We start from the raw sequence: 17303 nt of genomic DNA on the forward strand, positions 1-17303 counted from the left end.
GTGCAGATCCGCGGCGGTGCCGGTGACCTCGAGGACCGTCATCTGGTCCCGGACGGAGGCAACCTGGTGCCGCCGGGTGGCTAACAGTCCATGATGTGATTACTCAGATCGATCATATTCGGGTTCAGGACGTAGAGCGCCCTGACGAACTCCATCAGCGCGCCGCGAGACGGTTTGCGTACGTCGGCGGCGCGTGCGAAAGCCCGGGCGTACGCGTCGGTATCGCCTTGCAGGAACTGACCGACGTTGGCCAGGAGGTCTCGTACCGCCGCCGCCTCGGTGCCCATCCACGGCAGCGCGGCGAGCAGGGACGGCAGGCTCGCCAACGCCTGCGGGCTGGCGTCCCGGGCGAGGGCCGCCAGGATGTCGTCCAGTCTGTCGATCCCGGGCTCACGCAGGAAGTCGCGCCCCTCAGGGCGCCCCGCCAACGCCCGCAGTGCCGCGTTGTCCGCCCAGTCCCGGGCCGCCTGGTCCAGGCTGGCGCCGAACTGGTCGAGGGCGGCGTCGACCCGGTCCGGCGCGAAGCGGGCGGCGACGGCCCCGATCCGGACGCCGGCGGCGAGATCCGTGTTGGCCTGGTCGACCCGTGCGCGGAGGAAGCCTTCGAGCGCGACCCGCTCGTCGCCCGCCGGCACCGGCCCGAGTACCGCGCTCAGCCGATCCGGGTCGGACGCCAGGGCAGCCATCCGTTCGCCGAGGATCGGCTGTCGGGCCTGGTCGACGAGGACCGCCAGCACCCCCGCCAGCTGATCCGCCGAGTCGGCGGGCTCACCCAGCAGCCGGGTGTACGCCTCCAGTCCCTCCTGCCGCACGGCCTCCGACGCTCCGTCCGGCAGGTCGGCCACGAAACGGCTGTACTCGTGGGCGAGGCGGGACAGCCTCTGCAACGCCTGCAGCGCATCGGCACCGAGCTCGCGACCCGCCGCCACCACGTGGGACCGCGCGGCGTCGTACGCCAATTCCCGCGCCTGCGGGTCGAACTCACCGTGCTTGACCTCAGAGACGCTCAAATACATCTCGATCAGCTCGTCCGCACGCGCCCGCCGCTTCTCCTCCCTCCGCAGCTCGGCCCTCTGATTGCGGGTGCCCGTGCGCTCGTCGCCTGTCGGCACTGGCCCGCGCTCGTCGCCCAGCCGGTCCGGCTCGGACATCAACGCGGCTGCCGGCTTCCCGGCGACCGCCTCTCGCCGGGCCCGGTCGGCGATGCCGGCCAGCACCCGTTCGAGGTGATCCAACGAGTCGGCCGCCTGTCGCCGGGCCCGGTGGGCGACGGCGGCCAGCACCCGTTCGAGGTGATCCGCCGAGTCGGCAGGCCCACGGAGCAGCCGTATGTACGCCTCCAGTCCATCCCGCCACACGGCCTTCGGGGTACCGGCGGGAAGATCGGTCACGAACCGGCTGAACACGCTGGCAAGGCGGAACTGCCTGTGCAGCGCCCGCACCGCGTCGGCGCCGAGATCGCGGTGTGCCGGAACCACGAGCGTCTGCGCGGCGCTGCGGGCCATCATACGCACGTTCGGATCAAGGGCCCCGTGCTCGGCCTCGAAGTCGCGCAGTTGCTTCGTGATCAGCTTGTCGGCGCGCGCCTTCAGCTTGTCCTCCTCGCAGAGCTCGGTCATCCACCGGTTGGCGGCGTCGACGAGCGCGGCGTGATGGCGCTCGAAGATGTCGGCGGCGGCGGCGGCACGGGACGCCTCGTACCGGGCTGCGGCCCATGCCGGGGGGGCGGTCAGTTCGCGTACGCCCTGCTCGAAAGCCGCGACCACCTTGTCGATGAGCTGCGGGTTCTTGCCGTCCCACCGCTTGCGCAAGGCGGCCACGGCCACGTCCCCGGCGCTGCGACGGAAGGCGACGACCCGCTCGTAGAAGGGCTCCTGTTGCCGGAACTGCTGGATCAGATCCTGGTAGTCGGCGCGTGCCATCGCCTTCGACACGCTGCCGGCAGGGCGGTCGAAGATCCGCTCCGCCTCGCGGATGAAGTCCCGCTCCATCTCGGCGTGGGGCTCTCGAAGCGGCCCGGCCGTCACCCCCAGCACCCGACGTCGGAAACCGTCGGCGAAGTCCGGCGGGGTCAACCGCGCGATGGCGGGGGCCGGGGTTTCCGGTGCCAGTTCGGGTTCGCCCAGCGCGTCGCGCACCTCGCCGATCAGCACGGTACGCAGGCTGGCGGCGAGCCTACGCACCGCTGGACTGATCCAGCCCTGGTCGGCCCAGGCGCCGACGGCGCGGTCGAGTTCTGTGGTGAGGCTCGCCACCGGGCGGGTGGAGTGCTCACCGGGCAGGGCTCCGGCAAGCCGTGCCGCTGCGAGCCCCGACACGAGTTGTTTCCCGAGTTCGGTCAGCTGGTCGAGTTCCCACTCGGGGGCATCGGCCTCCCGCCAGCGCGTGTGCTGGTCGGCAACCGCAGCGTTGAGTTCGTCGGTCAGTCTGCGGTTCAGCTCGGTACGCCGCAGGAACTCGCCCAGGCCGTCGAGGATTCGGCTCTGCTCGGCCTGCCAGCGGTCACGGGCTCGGCCGACGGAGAGTGCGGAGCCGCTGTAGCTGCGGTACAGCCGGTCGAAGGCCCTGAGGATCAGCTCCCGGGCGTGCGGATCGGTATTGACCTCGTCGAGCGTGCGATTCAGCTCGTCACGGTCCGCGCTCCGCAACCGGTCGCCCGCCGCCCAGTCATCCAGCCAACGCTCGCTCCCGCCGACGATGCGGTCGTACTCCTGCTGCCAACGCCATCGGTCGTAGTTCCAGTCACGGGCGAACCTGGCGTCGAGGTTCGACAACACGTGGGCTCGGAACGCCTCCGAGGCGGCCTCGACGGCAGTGTCCGGCTCGGATTCCGCCCAGTGGTTCCGCAGCAGTTCCGACAGGCGTTCGTCCAGGGCCGCGCGCTCAGCCGCGAAGCCCACCCCCTCCTGGGCTGGTACCTGGCTGCGGAACCAATCCACGAACGCATCGTCCGCATCGCGGTCGACAAGCCGAACGACCCGTCCGATGAGCGCGTCGCGCTCGGCCGGACCGAGCACGGCCGGCAGGTCGATCATGGCGCCGTCGAGGTAATTTCCGATGGCCTTGTCGGCTGCCTCAGCGACGACAGTCGGCACTCGTTCCCTCGCCCGCGCGGCGACGGTCCGAACGGCGAGCCAGGCATCCAGGCGGGGCAGGATCTTGCCGACGCGGTTGGCCCACTGCTTTTGCTCGTTCGCCCCGAAGCCGGAGTGCGAGAAGCGTCCGTCGAAATCCCTGGTGACCGCAGCGACGAATTCGTCGGCGGCGACGGTGGCCTCGTCCGCGGTCAAACCCGACCGTGCCTTCGCCGCATCGAGATGCGGACGCAGCGCGGTCGAGATCCCCGCTCGGGCTTCCTGCCACCGGGAGTACGAGTCGAGCCAGGCCGACGCACCTTTGAGCCGGGTCTCGAGCCGGGTTGACCATGCCTGAAAGTCGAGGTTCCACCACTGTGCGTGCGCCTCGTCGAACTCGTGCAGGATGTCCACCCGAAGCGCCGCCACGGCGGCGGGGTCACCGGGAAGCTGAGCCAACTGTTCCCCGAGCTGAGCCCGCTGGAATGCGTGACCGTCACCGGTCGGCACGGCTACCGGATCAGTAAGCAGCCACCACCGCGCGGCCTCGCGCACATCGCCGTCGAGCCCGACCTCCGCGATGTCCTTCGCGGTGACGCGCCGGACCAGATGCGCGGCGAAATCGGCCTGTTCCTGCGGGGTGAGCGCGGACGGGAGGTAACCGCGTGACTTCAGGGAGAGGTGCACGTCTATCGCCTCATCGACCTGACCGATCAACCGATGAAGTGCTGGGCTCGATAAAGCCTCGTCGGCGCCGTGGGTGGCGGTGGCGATGGCCGTTCTGCGGATGCCCTCGCCGACCCGGCTACCGATCTGCCGAATGGTGATCCAGCCACTGATCCGGCTGATCAACTGGTCGAGCCTCCACCGCCACGCATCGACCTGCTCATCGGTCAGTCGAGACCCCGGCGGGAGGGTGGCATCGAACTCCTTCATGGCCGCCCGGTGGAACTGCCCGGCTGCCTCCACCTCGGATACCAGCCTTGACGGCCCGGCAAGGCCGGCGGGCCTCGCGGTCGCCAAACTGGGCAGCTTCTCAAGGGCAGCCTCCAGCGCCCGCGTGAGGGCGTTGTTGGACTCCACCTCAACCGCGGCCCGGCGCTCCCAGAACCAGATCCAGTTGTCCTTATCTGCGAGACGTTCATTGAACTCAGCGTCCCAGGCCGCCCGGTCAAAGTTCCAGTTCGCCTCGTTCGCGGCATCGAATCGGCGCAGTTGATCCTCTCGGAACGCCGTGCTCGCCGCGTCCGTATCGGGCACCTCAGACCACAGCCGATCCTCGAGCAGCCTCCGCTCGTGCGCGAAATCGGCGGGGTAGTACGACTTCGCCCACGCCGGGTCGGAGGCCACTTGGCCGCGACGCACCATCTTCGTCAGCTTCATGGCGGCCCGCGCCGGAATGACCCTGGCGAGCTCGCCGACCAGTCGTTCCTGCTCGGGTAGGCCGAGCGACCGCGCCGGGCTGGCTCGGTAACTGGACCTGAGGTTGAGGTACGGCTCGACGACCTTCTCGATCGCGGCGGCGAAGCGGCGCGAGCGCTTGTTCTGCGCGCCCCGGCCGGCTGCGAGCTGGTGGGCCCGGTCGGCCAGCAGACGGATGGCCTGCCACGCCTGGGAGCGTTTGATGAGCCGCCGGTAGTCCCGTTGCCACGCGTCGTACTCGGCCGCGCCGAAGTCCTCGCCGGCAGCGACGGTGGCGGTGACCTCTCGGAGTACGGCCCTCTGGAACGCGGTGGCGGCAGGCCCGACGACCTTCACGGCGAGTTCGCGCCGCAACTCGTCCACCGCGTACGCCCGGAGCATGCGGGAGGTCACAGCCCTCGTCGCCGTCACGATCTTCTGGTTGAAGTCGACCGACGACGCCTTTGAGCCCTGCTCGAATTCGGCGTCGACGGCGGCCAGAACCTCCTGCCGGTACTCCTGGACCGCGCCGTCGAGGTGTCGGAGAACGGCACGCCCCGCGTCGATGCCGAACTCGCTGCTCTCCCCAAGCTTCCGGGCGACCTCGGCGAGCGCCGTGTCGAGGCCCGCTTCGATCCCGGCACGCCGCTTGGCGAACTCGATCCCCGACCGGGTCGGTACCGGTGTCGTGCGGAGGTCCTCGGCGAACGCGTCGCGCTCCTCCTGGGTCGCGTCGGCGAGCAGCGACCGGCCCAGCGCCTCCTGCTCGCGCGGAACCGTCAGGGCCGGCAACGGAGACGTAGACGTAGACGACAGGTCGAGGTACGTCCGCAGGGCCTGGCGTATCGCGGCAGCCTGCCCGACGGTCGCGGCCCTCTCGACGGCTCGGGCACCGACCGAGTGGGTGACCAGCCAGGACTCGAGCCGCCCGAACATGCCATCGAGGCGGGTCTGCCACGCTGCGGCTTCCTCTTCGCCGTACAGGCCGTGCACCGGATAAGCCCGATCGAACTCCTGCACGACTGCCGCCGTGAACTCCGTGACGGCACTCGTCGACGGGGGCGGAAGCTGATGCAGGGCCTCGTCCATACGGCGTCGTACGACGGACGGAAGCTCGGCGCGGTACCCGGTCCAGCGGATGTACGTCGCCACGAACTCGCCGGCCCCGGCGAGGTCGTGTTTCACCTGGCTCTCCAGCACCTTACGGTCGAACGTCCAGTTGGCCTCTGCCAGCTCGTCGAAGCGTTCCCCCACCCGAACCCGGTCGACGAAGGCCAAACGAGCCTCCGTCACCAACGGTCCCGGCTCGTACGTCGAAAGAACGTCCTGCAAGTGCTCCTCGACCTGACGAGTCAGCGCCGCACGCTCGGCAGCCAGACCCGCCCCGGCTCGGGCGGACACGGGATGCTGACGCAGCGACGTGACGATCCTCTCGCCCAGTCGGGGCACACGCCTGGCGTCGGCTACCTCGTCCAGCCGCCTGCCGATTTCGTCGGCGAGCCTCACCTGCTCCTCGGCACCCAGCGAGGGCGGCAGGGTGGCGTGCCCCGCCATGGTGAGGTACGGCGCGAGGGTGTCCGTGACGGCCTGCTGTAGCTGCTGCTGGACGCGGGCCAGCCGGGCCGCCCTGGTGATCGTGCCCGGCTCCGGGCGCAGGTGCCGGTGCACGAGCTGTTCGATCCGTTGGCCGACGAGGTGGGTGGTCACCCAGGAGTCGAACGATCCGATCAGCTGGCCATACTGCGCGTTCCAATTCTTGACCTGAGTGAAAGTGAACGTGGGAGTGTCCGCCACCCTCCGAAACTCGGCAATCACCGCGTTCGTGAAGGCTTTCCCCGCTGCCGCCAACACCTCCCTGCTGACCGAGTTGCGGCTCAGGGCGGCAAGTGCTTCCGGCACATCGCGGTCGAGACTGGCGACCAGAAGTAGCTCGGTCTTCTGACGCAACGGCTGCGAGTCGATTCGCGTACTGATGTTCCGCAACGTGTCGCCGACCTGCTTCTCCCAGGAACCCCGGTCGAAGGTCCAGCTCTGCTGGCGCAACCCGTCCAGCTCAGTAAGCACCTCCGCCCGTACGGCGGCAGCCGAGGCGGCCCGCGATGTGTCGGTGAGTGCTGGTATTGACCGGCTCAGCACCTCTGCGATCGACTTGTCGAGCCGCACGATGGCCCGCGTCAGCTCCCCGGCAAAGCCCGCCTCCGCCGACGTCGGCACTCCACGGGGGCCCGAGAGCTGGTCGACCACCCACCGCACGGTGTCCGACGCCAGCTCGCGGACCGGCTCGCTGACTCCCTCCGTGAGGAGCTTCTCGTTCACACCGGCCAGCGTGGTCGGGCGAATCTCGCCCAGCAACGCCTGCTGTTCGGTGACGCCGAGGGACGGTAGTAGGTCGGCCTTGCTGCGCAATGCCGCATTGAACTCCTTGCTGACCACCTCGCTGACCACCTCGCCGAGGCGTCGCAGTTCCGTGTCGGGTAGCTCGCCGGCACGCGGTGTGAGGAAGTCGTCCGCGATGCTCTTGACCCGTCGTTCCATCATGGCGACCGTCAACCGGGTGTCGACCGAATCGCTCAGGCTCTGGTACCGCTGCTGCCACACGCTGGTGAAGTTGTCGCTGTGTCGCGCGCCGCGCATCTCGTCGGCGAAGGACTTCCGGATGGCCGCGGCAGCGGCTTCGGGCTCGGCCCGCTCGACGCCCTGCAGGCCGATACGGTCCACCGCGGCCCGCAGGCCGGCGTCGAGATTCCACTCCAGGTCGGCGGCGAAGGAGTTCCGTCGCAGGTTGGCGAGGTGGCTGCCGTACTGGTCCCCATTGACATGTTCGTCAGCGAGCCAGGTGGTCCGTTCGGAGGTCACCTGCAGGTCGCGGTCGCGGGCGGCCATGAACTCGGCGCGATGCGCGGCGGCCAGATCGGCGACGACATCGGAGCTTATCGGCGCCCCGGAGCGGAGCGCTGCCGACCTCTCGATAGTGTGGAACTCCTGCGCCGCACTCCTCAGGTTGTTTAGCGAGTCAAGTTCGGCCCCCACCCGCCTCGACAGACCGGCGCGCAACTCGTCGACCTTCCGTGCCCACGCCTCGTTCGCCTCCTCCGGTGGGCGGCCCAGGCCATGGATCTCGTCGTACGCGCGCCGGACGTCGGCGGATAGCCGTGTGCCGAGTCGGTTGAGGCTCGCGCTGTCGCGCGGGCCCGCCACGAGGCCGAGATCATGCGTGAGGGTGTCCCGGGTGGAACGCACCAGGTGCGGCTCGGCCAGCACCGCCAGCTCGGCGGCGAGGCCGTCGCCGGTCAACTCGTCGAACTGCGCTCTCACCTCGTCGGGGGATGCCGCGCGGCGCGGCGTGTCGACGTCGACGTCGACGTCGTTTCGCGGGCCGCTGCGGTGCAGGACGCCGTCGACCCGGACGATCAGATCGTCCTGGAACTGCGCCAACTGCTCCGGGGTCAGATCGGGTCGCAGCCCGGCGGCCGTCCGCACCTCGGCCCGGGCGGCAGCCGCCTGCTCCAACCGTGTCATCGCGGCATGGGCCGCGGTCAGGCGAGCCGGCAGGCTGACCGAGCGCGCGATGCTCGGATCGACGCGCAGCAGCGACTCGAAGGCGTCCTGCACCCGCCTCTCGACGGACGCCAGGTGCTCCGGGGCGAAGACGTCCTCCAGTTGCCGCGCCTCGGCGGAACCGGCGAAGGTGGATCCCGGCTTCCACCGCTCCACTCCGAACGCGCCCTCCGGGCCGAACACCTTGTCGAAGGCGTGCCGGGTCTGGCTCGACAGCGTGGCGACGATCTCGTCCGCCAGGGCGTCGCTACGGGGTCGTACCTCGGCACCGATCGCGTGGCTCTTCGCGAGCCCGTTCACCAGCGCCGATTCGCCCGTCAGGTACGTGTCGACGTGCAGGTGTACGTCCCGCGCCAGGTCGGTGATCCGGGCGTCGACGGCAGCCCCGAGATCCGCGCGCGGGCCACTCTTGGCCAGGTCGTCGATCGCCTTGGCCGCCGCCGGCGAGAAGCGATCCCAGAACGCGGTGACGTGCTCATGCGTCTGCGCCGGCTCATGCATCTGCGCCGGCTCGGTCTGTGAAAACAGCTCGGCCCGGTCACGCTGGCCCACGTTGTCGTGGAACGCCTCCTCGACCGAGCCGCGCACCTCGCCGGCCCGCCCCTCCCAGCGCACCTGCGCGTCGAAACGTCCCGCCAGCGTGGACCGGAGTTCGTCGTACCCACGGGCGAAGCCCGCGGCGTCGGCATGCCCATGCCAACCGTCACGGCCGGCCAGATACTTGGCGATGAGCGCCTCGGCGTCCGCCTCGTACGCCCGCAGCAGCGTGTTCACGGCTGCCGAGGAGGGCAGGTCTACGTTCATCTCGACCGATCTGAAGTCGAGGCCGGCCCGCTCCCCCACCAGTCGCCGCGTATCGGCGAGGTCAAATGCTTCCCCGTACTTCTGGGTGCGGGCCAGAGCCGTCGGGTCAGCGGGATTGTCGATCAGGTGTGACGAGGTATCGCGGGACCCCGGACGACTGAGCCAGGTGATGGTGGACCGGCCGCCCACCGGCATGCGCTCCACCAGGCCGTGGATCTCCCTGATCACGGCATCTGGGACGTTGACCTCGGACGCGCCCACCACCACGGGCCTGTCGCCGCTGAGCTCACCGAGCCGGGTAAGGAACGCGTCGTGGACCGCCACCTCCGGCGGACGGGCCCACACGCCCCACGAGTGCGATTCGAGCGTCCAGCCCTCGCTCAGCCGGTAAAGACCGGGCCGGACGCCGGCTGTCAGCCCAAACGGGGCGTCCACGGCCGGCACCCCCGAACGCCATTCGACGGCGAGGTGTTGCAGCGTGGCGACGCCGGCGCCGTCCACCGGATGGGCGATGGCGTCGCCGGGTGCCGGACGGCCCCGGAAGGCGACGGTCAACCCGGTGCTCCGCGCGACCTCCACCAGCGCGCTGTTATCGAGGAACGGCGCGTACAGCACCAGGCCGTCCCGGGCCAGTGGACCCAGGCCGGCCATGTCCACCTCGGGCCGTACGCCCGGGCCGGCCACGATCCGGAGGCCGTCGGGCAGCTCACCCAACCCCCTGGTGGCCCGCACCACCGCGCTGTCCGCGACCGCCTGGGCGGCGTCCACGTGTACGACCAGACCGCCGGACGTCGGAGTCACCGCCAGTCCGCGGCCGTTCAACAGTTCGCTGATCTGCTGGCGATGCTCGGTCCACGACTCGGGCGCGCGACGCGTGACGGACGCTGCCGGCTCTCCGGCCGTAAACCGGGCCTCAACCCGCAGGTCATGCAGAACCTGGGCGGGAACCCGGGCGTCCCCGCCGTGCATGATCGCGTCGTACGCCGTCAGCCGCTCGTGGACGTAGGTCGCCTCTAGCCGGTCGAGCATGCTCTTTGGCAGCTTCGCCTGCGACAGCGGATCCAGGCCGGCAAAGTCCCGGAACGCCTGGTCGCGTACGCCGGCCAGGCCAGGGTGGAGCGCGGACGTCGGCGAGCCGTCGGGCACGGGCCGTTGATCCGTGAACGGGTCGCCAGCCATCCGCTCGGACTCGACCGGTCGACGCCCGACGGTCGCCCCGGGGGTGAAGGCTTCGCGTAACTCGGACTCCATCCGGACCGCCAGGTCGTCCCACCGGGCCAGGTTTGGCCCTCGGCGGCCGATCCCGCGTACCAGGTCGCCGATCTCGGCGTGGTACTTCTCGCGGATCATCTGGAGTGCTCGGGTGACGTCGCCGGCAGAGCCACCGCGGAAGGCGAGGCCGGTTCTGGCCTCCGCGATCTCGTCGGCCACTCGTTGGATCTCGTGGTACGCGAAACCGTCGACCCGTAACTGCTCGCGCATGCCCTGGAACCGCTCTGCCCAGGCCTTCTCGGTGGCCTGGAACCGGGCGCTGCCCGGTCCGTGACCCGCCTCGTAGACCGGCCGCCAGACACGCTCGAACTCGTTGTCCACGGCGTTACGGAACGACGCCCGCCACTCGGCCGCCTCCTTCTCGGGCAACGACTCCAGGGAGCGCAGCCGGGGTACCCCCGCCACCTTGGTCAGACCGGCGATGTTGCGCGTGGCGAGGGCCTCGGCGTTGAACGCCGCATCCGCGTCCGGTCGGAAGCGTTGGACGGCCGACGCACTGCCGACAGCCGCCTCCCACCGCCGGTTGATGTGCGCGACCGCCTCGTCGAGCGACCGCTCCGGGTTCTGGCCCGGCTGGTACTCGACACGCCGCTCTCGCTGCACGTAGGCCGTCGCGTAACGCTCATCGGCGAGCTGCTTACCGATGCTCTTGCTGAGGGCGGTGAACTCCTTGTCCCGGTTGGCGGCCCAGTCGCGTGCCTCGGTCTCGACCTCCCGCCTGACCTGGGCCGCGTCGTCAGCCGCACGCGTCAACTGCGGATCGGTCCGCTGGCCCGCTGCGGCGCGGGCGTCCCGGGCAGCGGCGACCTTCGCGTCCGTGCCGAATATCGTCCGAGCCTGGTCGAGGGTCGTGGGCCGGTCTCTCGCCTCGTCGTAGGGCCCACCGCGCGCCTTTACGTTCCGGTGGTCCCGGATGGCGTTGCGGAGGTCGTCCATCGCCTGCCCGAACTCGGCGCGGTTGGTACTGCCCAGACGACTGACCACGGAGTCGAAACTGAGCGCGCGAAGGCCGGCACGCCTGAGGATGTCGGCAGCCACGGTCTTGACCGCCCCGGACATCTCGCCCGGGACCATCGCCGAGAAGTCCCTACCGATCATCGCCCGGATGGCCGGGAGTTCCTTGACCACACCGGCCTCGCTCGCGAAGAACGTGGCGAATTGCTCCAGTGTCTGCCGGCTCTCGCGGGCCAGTCCAGCGGCGTGCGGCCCGAACTGCACGGCCATACCCTCGCGAACCGACGACCAGAACTGCGCGCGCGCTTCGGCCATCGTCGTGATCCGCCGCGCCGCCGCGGCCTCCTTCGGATTGGGAATCCGCTCCGCTTCCGCGGCCTTGGCGGAGACGAGCTCCATGTGCCGGTCGGACAGACTGCGGGCGACCGTGTCCAGTTCAGTACGGCCCGGGTGGCTGCCACCCACCGCCGAACGGATCTCGGATCGATCGATGGGAGCGCTGCGGACAGGTTCGGCGCCGGTCGGACGACCGGCCTCCGGCGACCGCGGCGCGACCTCCGGCGTCCCCGGCCTCGTGCCCGCCACCTCCGGCGTCCCCGGCCTCGTGCCCGCCACCTCCGGCGTCCCCGGCCTCGTGCCCGAGGTCACGGGCGCACCATCCGCCGCCCGCGGGGGGCTACCCGTCGTGGATGGCGTGGGCGCCTCGCGGGTATCCACACCGGCGAAGAACGACTCGGAACCCGCCGAACGCGGGGCGGCGGACAGGGGAGGCTTGGGCACCGGCGCCGAGATCGCCGGCAGCTTGCCCGGCAGGGACGGATCGGCACGCGGCACCTTGAGCGCGTCGGCCGCCGCGACGGTGATCGCGGTGGGGGGATCGCCGTGCCCCGCCGCCGGCCTCAGCAGCTTGGGGGGCGCGCCGACCGCGTGCGGGCTGACGCCGACACTCGGCCCGGCGACGGCCGCGTCTCGCGGCGGTGGACCCACCACCTCGTCAGATCTACCCGGGGTACGACCGCCGGACGAAATGATGGACGTCGGCGTCTCTCCCCCGGCCGTACGCGGTGGGTCGCCAACCCTGCCCGTTCCCGCCTTGGCCATCGCGGCGGCATCCCGTGCCGGGCCTCCGGTCGGCTGCGCCCCGTGTGGCGACGTGGCGGCATCCAGCGAACCCATCCGCGCACCACCTGAACCAGCGGTCGGCGGTCCATCCAGAACAGCCCGGGGGCCTGCCGGAGGACCCACCTGGTCCCCGAGCGAAGGACGCACCGGGTTGCGGACCACTGTCGAGGACACGTCTCCGGTCGCCGCCTGCGGAATTCCCGGGGCCCTCTCGGGCACAGCACCGCCGCGCATACCCGACGTGTCCGGCGGGCGCTCGGCGACCGGGGGGATCCGGGCGCTCGACGACGCCTCCGGAGTACCCGCCCGGAAGCTGCCATGGCTGGCCGTCACCGGCTCGTCCACACCAGCCCTCGCCGCACCCGAAGCCACCCTTGGAGGGACATCCACACCAGCCCGGGGAGCGTCATGTCCCATCGCCGGAGGGCCATCCACAGCTGCCCGGGGCGGCGAGCCCGACCCGTGCGGCGCAGGGCCGTCCAGGGAGGCCCGAGGATACCCCGTGACCCCCAGCTGGTCCCCCATCGAGGGCCTACGGACAACGGCCGCCGAGCCGTCTGCAGACAGCTCACGCGGAACCCTCGGCACGCCGCCGTCGGCGGAGGCCCCGGCGACCCTCTCGAACGCGGCGTTGCCCCGCGCGCCCAGCGTCCCGCCCGACGCATCGAGCGGATGCTCGGCACCCGCGGGGATCCGGGCACTGGATAGCGTTCCGTGACCGGTGATCCCCTCCGGAGGACCGGCTGCTCGCTGCGCTCCCGTCCGGGGACCGCCGGCGGCGGCATCTAGGTGCGGCGTCGCCGACACGGGTGGACTACCGCCCGGTCTGACGGTTTCGCCGACCTCCCCGATGTTGCCGACACCCCGGGGGTTCGAGGGCAGGACAGGCACGTCGACGACATTGCCCACAACGCCCTTGGGCCTGCCGCCCCGGCCAAGGCCCGGCAGGCCGCGAATGGAAAAGAGGCCAGCCAGACCGACGTTGAGCGCTTCCCAGGCGGTCGGTTTGAAACTTCCGCTTCCCGGGACCGCGGCGTGCGCGATCCCCCCGGCGACCATGTCGAAGCCGAACTGCAGTCCTCCGTACGTCAAGATGCCCAGGGAGATGTCGACCACGAGGGTGGCGACGGTTCGGGCCAAGCCGCTGAGGCTCGTCATTCCGACGAGGATGTCGGCAATCGAAGCGAGGATCGGGCCGAGAACGAACGAAACTGCGAGCAGGAGGACTCCGAAAAAGCCTATAAGGGCCTGCACGATATCATTAACTTTTTGTTTCTTGATGAACTCCTCCCACTTCGCGGCCACCTCGCGGAGCGCGTTCGCCCACTCACGGGCGCCCTTCGCGGCCTTGCCAACCTGCTCGATCACCTTGTCGGCGCCCAGGCGCATGGAACTGTAGGCCTGCCCCTCCCACACGATCCCGTCCACGCTGGACCGCACGAGGCTGCCATAGCCCTCCAAGCGGCCAGCCTGCTCGTCCCATTTCTGGGCGAGAGCGCGCAGCTTCTCGGGGTCGGGGTGGGTCGCGGGAATGTCGGGGAAGGTCACGATGGAATCAGATCTTGCCGTAGGTGATCTGAATGGGGTTGTAGAGCGAGTTCTCCGGCTGCTTCTCCGGCGCACCGGGGGGCGGTTCCGGGACCGACAGTGCCTCACGCAGCGTGTCGAACATCTTGTGGACGCTGTACTCGGCGTTGTCGTAGTTGCTGGCCGCCTGGACCGCGACCACCCGGATCAGACCGAAGATGCCCGGCTTGCCGTCCTTCCCGTCCTTCTCGGGTTCGCCGAACAATTCGTCCTGCACCTTGTCGAGCCGCTCGTTGAACGCGTCCGCAGCGGAAGCCGACTCCCCGACCCAACTGAGCTTCAAACCGTTCCACGTATCGGCGATCACATTCCAACACTCGACGATCGCGGCGATCTCGGCTTTCATCGAGACGTGTGCGTTGTAATGCATGATGCCCGGCATCACCCAGATCGCCTTGCCAGCGTCTTCGTACGATGTTGGGGCGTCCGGCGCGAAAGGGACCGTCACGGATGCTCCTCGGTTTCCCGGATACTGGATCCCAGGCTAGTGAGTCGCGTGGGATCAGCGGCAGGGCCCCGTTTGGGAACAACGGGTCACCTGAACGAGGACGTTGCCGGTCTCGTCGTGCGCCCGTAAGAGTCGGGTATGGCCAACGAGGGAGCGAACGTCGTTGATCTGACCCAGACCTGGTCGGACACCAAGACGATAAACGGCGACGACGGCAACTTCACCGACCCGGCGAGCGCGGCGCCGAAGCCACCCGATGTCCACCCGGACGGCAAGGGCGGCTTCGCGGATTCGTCGGGTCATCCGACCAACGACAAGGGCATCCTGGTCGACGAGCACAACATCCCGCTTGATCCGCCAACGCCGAACAATGGCTACTTCACGGTCCACCTGGACACCGTCTATTCCGCCGAGCAGACGCTCCTGCATGAAGCCCAGAATCAGATCGCGCAGTTCGAGGCTTTTCGCGACGAAGTGGTCAGCCAGGAGGCATGGATCTTCTTCGCCGAGAACGCGGAAGATATAGTCCCGACTTACCACGAGGCGCCCTGGGAGGATTCGGCAGGCGACTTTTCCAACAACAATGTCTTCGAATACCCGGAAGGCACCTACGCCGTTGGCAAGGACGGCAACCCGAAGCAGACCCGGGAGCTCGTGCATACGCAGAATCAGTTGCTCCAGGGCTGCGGCTCAGCCATCCATCTGGTCGGCACATTCGTCGGCATGCTCAACGACGCTGGTCAGATGTATGCCGGCGCCGACCGCGCCTCCTGGGCCCCGGATCCAGACTGAGGCCGATCCCGCTGGCGGGGGGCGGTGCGGACCTCCCCACACCGCCCAATCCCGCCGATCGCGCTCAGCCCTGAGGCCGCCAGGTCCTGAGGTTCGTCCACTCGCACTCCGAGTAGTTGTTCCAGCTCAGGTTCAACGCGGATGCGATCAACCCGAGAACTCCCTCCGGCCCGAAGAGTCCATCCGCAGCGAGGTTCCACTCACCCTGGAGACCCTCGTAGTACTCCTTGGCATCGCCCTGCCACGTCTCCGAGAGCGGGAGGAGCTTGCTCTTCAGCGCTTCGAGCTGACTGACGATCTCGTTGGCTCGGCCGTTGAGTTGCCCACCGGCGGTCTCCAGTTCCAACGGCACCCAGAGGCTGCTGCTCGTGGGGTCACCCATGACGTACTCCTTGCTGTTGAGTCAGAGCTGTTGTGTCAGAGCCGGGCACCGGGGATGTCGCCGTTGACGGCGACCAGGCTGTTGATGTTGGAGATTTCCGTATCGACGTAGTTGACGGCATTGCCGCGCAGGCCACTGGAGATGTCCGCCAGGGCGCTGTGCAGCATCTTCCCGTAGATGTCGAAGTCGGTCATCAGCGCGTTGAACTGGTCGGAGGCAACACCGTGCCACTGCGACTGAAGATTGACCACGAAAGACCTGAGCGAGGCGAGCTCCGCGTCGATCTCGGCATTTGTGGAATCGCAGCTGGCAGCCGCGTCCGTCACCATCTGGGGGGTTACCTGAACTCTTTGCATTTTGTCCGCCCTTTCGGATCATCGAGGTGTGACTGACCCGTCAGAATTGAAGTTGACCGGGGTCAGGTTCTTGAGATTGCCGCCCTCGGCAGCCACGTACTGGTCGTGGGCACGTCCGAGCGCGGTGACCGAGTCGTGGAGGACGCTCTGCACGTCGTTACCGATGGCGTTGATCCGCGAGACCACCTCCTCGTACTGTTCCCCGGAGGGGCTCCGCCAGACGTCAATAACATTTTCGATCTGCCTCTTCAGGTTCGCCAGGTGCCCGTCCAGGAGACTGGCCTGGGCCGCCACGACGGTCTTCGCCTGGAGCAGCTTCGGGATCTCCACCCGGTATTCGAACCGGCTACCGTCCGGGTTGATCTGATAGATCGGACGACCGTGGGAATCTGTTCCGATCTTCGTGCCGTCCGGATAAGTCGTCACCGTCCAGTCACCCTGGTACGAGATAGAGATGTGCTTGCCGTCCTTGGTGCCGTAGGTGGGCCGACCCTGATCGTCGAACTTGGTGTACGTCCACCCGTCGACCACCAGCGAGGTCACATGGCCGTCCCCGGCCCTCGTGACGACCGTGCCGTCACCGTACTTCCAGACACTGGAACCGTCGTGGCCGTAGGTGATGGTGACCTTCTCCCCGGCACCCCCGTTCTCGCCTGACTTGTAGCCGACAAGTGGACGACCTTCGTCGTCGAACTTGGTGTACGTCCAGCCGTCGACGATCATTCTGGTCGGGTGACCACTGGCGTCCCGGTCGATGACTGTCCGGGTATGGTGTTCGTCGGTGAACGTCCAGGTGCTGCCGCCGTGCGCGCCGTAGCTAATGGTGACGTCACCGTCCGGCCCGTGGCCCGCCGTGGGTCGGCCCTCACCGTCGAACTTCTGGAACGTCCAGCCGTCCTGGACCATGGTGAGCGGCTTGCCGGAGCCGTCCCGGGTCAGCGTCATCGTCGTGGCGCCGCCAGCATCCTGGTACGTCCACGTCGAGTCGCCGTTCGGCTTGTAGGTGATGGAGACCGTTTGCGGGGGTTGACCGTCCGCCCCCGGCACCCTGCCGTGGACGGCCCTACCGTCGGCGTCGAACCGGTCGTAGACGATGCCGTCGGACGTGGTCTCGCGGGTGATCGCGCCGGCGGCGTTCCGCTCTACACTGGTTCCGTCGGCGTACGACCAGGTGCTAGCACCGTTGGAGGTGTAGCTGATCGTCACGTCGCCCGAGCCCGGCATGGTGGCGTGCGTCGGCCGGTTCTCACTGTCGAACCTGTTGAACACGATGCCGTCCGCCGACACCTGCGACGTCACGTCACCGGAACCGTCGTACGACACCTTCGAACCATCATCGAACGACCAGACGCTGCCGCCCTTCGCCCCATAACTAATCGACGCCGCACCACCATCAGGCAACACCGCATGCGTCGGACCCGCATCAGTGAAAGCACTAAACACCGTGCCATCCGCCGACACCTGCGACGTCACATCACCGGAACCGTCGTACGACACCTTCGAACCATCATCGAACGACCAGACGCTGCCGCCCTTCGCCCCATAACTAATCG

The 17303-nt window shown here is 68.9% G+C and carries 7 protein-coding genes; 2 read left to right on the plus strand and 5 right to left on the minus strand.

What is annotated here, in order from left to right; all coding sequences use genetic code 11:
• Nucleotides 1-80: 80 nt before the first annotated feature.
• A complete protein-coding gene (locus tag ACLQ24_RS01780) occupies nt 81-12239 on the minus strand; it encodes a hypothetical protein (RefSeq protein WP_425888629.1) in 12159 nt (4052 codons plus the stop codon).
• Nucleotides 12240-13220: 981 nt separating this feature from the next.
• Between ACLQ24_RS01780 and ACLQ24_RS01785 the strand changes: the two genes are divergently transcribed.
• Nucleotides 13221-13760 (plus strand): hypothetical protein, encoded by a 540-nt coding sequence (locus ACLQ24_RS01785; RefSeq protein WP_425888630.1) that lies wholly within the window; start codon nt 13221-13223, stop codon nt 13758-13760.
• On the opposite strand, the gene ACLQ24_RS01790 is transcribed toward ACLQ24_RS01785, so the two are convergent.
• A complete protein-coding gene (locus ACLQ24_RS01790; RefSeq protein WP_425888631.1) occupies nt 13741-14220 on the minus strand; it encodes a hypothetical protein in 480 nt (159 codons plus the stop codon). The genes ACLQ24_RS01785 and ACLQ24_RS01790 overlap by 20 nt on opposite strands.
• A gap of 138 nt (nt 14221-14358) precedes the next feature.
• Between ACLQ24_RS01790 and ACLQ24_RS01795 the strand changes: the two genes are divergently transcribed.
• Nucleotides 14359-15012 (plus strand): hypothetical protein, encoded by a 654-nt coding sequence (locus tag ACLQ24_RS01795; RefSeq protein WP_425888632.1) that lies wholly within the window; start codon nt 14359-14361, stop codon nt 15010-15012.
• Nucleotides 15013-15076: 64 nt separating this feature from the next.
• Here ACLQ24_RS01795 and ACLQ24_RS01800 read toward each other — a convergent pair whose 3' ends face one another.
• The 3 genes from ACLQ24_RS01800 to ACLQ24_RS01810 are packed head-to-tail and all read right to left on the minus strand — an operon-like array spanning nt 15077 to nt 17073.
• Complete coding sequence (locus ACLQ24_RS01800; protein WP_425888633.1) at nt 15077-15394, minus strand: WXG100 family type VII secretion target; 318 nt, start codon at nt 15392-15394, stop codon at nt 15077-15079.
• A 35-nt stretch (nt 15395-15429) separates the two neighbouring features.
• Complete coding sequence (locus ACLQ24_RS01805; RefSeq protein WP_425888634.1) at nt 15430-15750, minus strand: WXG100 family type VII secretion target; 321 nt, start codon at nt 15748-15750, stop codon at nt 15430-15432.
• 18 nt (nt 15751-15768) lie between these two features.
• The gene (locus ACLQ24_RS01810; RefSeq protein ID WP_425888635.1) at nt 15769-17073 is read right to left on the minus strand and encodes a WXG100 family type VII secretion target; all 1305 of its coding nucleotides are present in this window, start codon (nt 17071-17073) and stop codon (nt 15769-15771) included.
• Nucleotides 17074-17303: the final 230 nt, after the last annotated feature.

Origin of the sequence: Micromonospora sp. DT4, assembly GCF_049841675.1 — a bacterium.
Taxonomy (GTDB): Bacteria; Actinomycetota; Actinomycetes; order Mycobacteriales; family Micromonosporaceae; genus Micromonospora.

What these genes read in the sequence shown, in the direction of transcription:
- ACLQ24_RS01800 (WP_425888633.1), bottom strand. Translation starts at nt 15,394, where the DNA reads ATGGGTGACCCCACGAGCAGCAGCCTCTGGGTGCCGTTGGAACTGGAG.
- ACLQ24_RS01805 (WP_425888634.1), bottom strand. Translation starts at nt 15,750, where the DNA reads ATGCAAAGAGTTCAGGTAACCCCCCAGATGGTGACGGACGCGGCTGCC.
- ACLQ24_RS01780 (WP_425888629.1), bottom strand. Translation starts at nt 12,239, where the DNA reads ATGGGTTCGCTGGATGCCGCCACGTCGCCACACGGGGCGCAGCCGACC.
- ACLQ24_RS01795 (WP_425888632.1), top strand. Translation starts at nt 14,359, where the DNA reads ATGGCCAACGAGGGAGCGAACGTCGTTGATCTGACCCAGACCTGGTCG.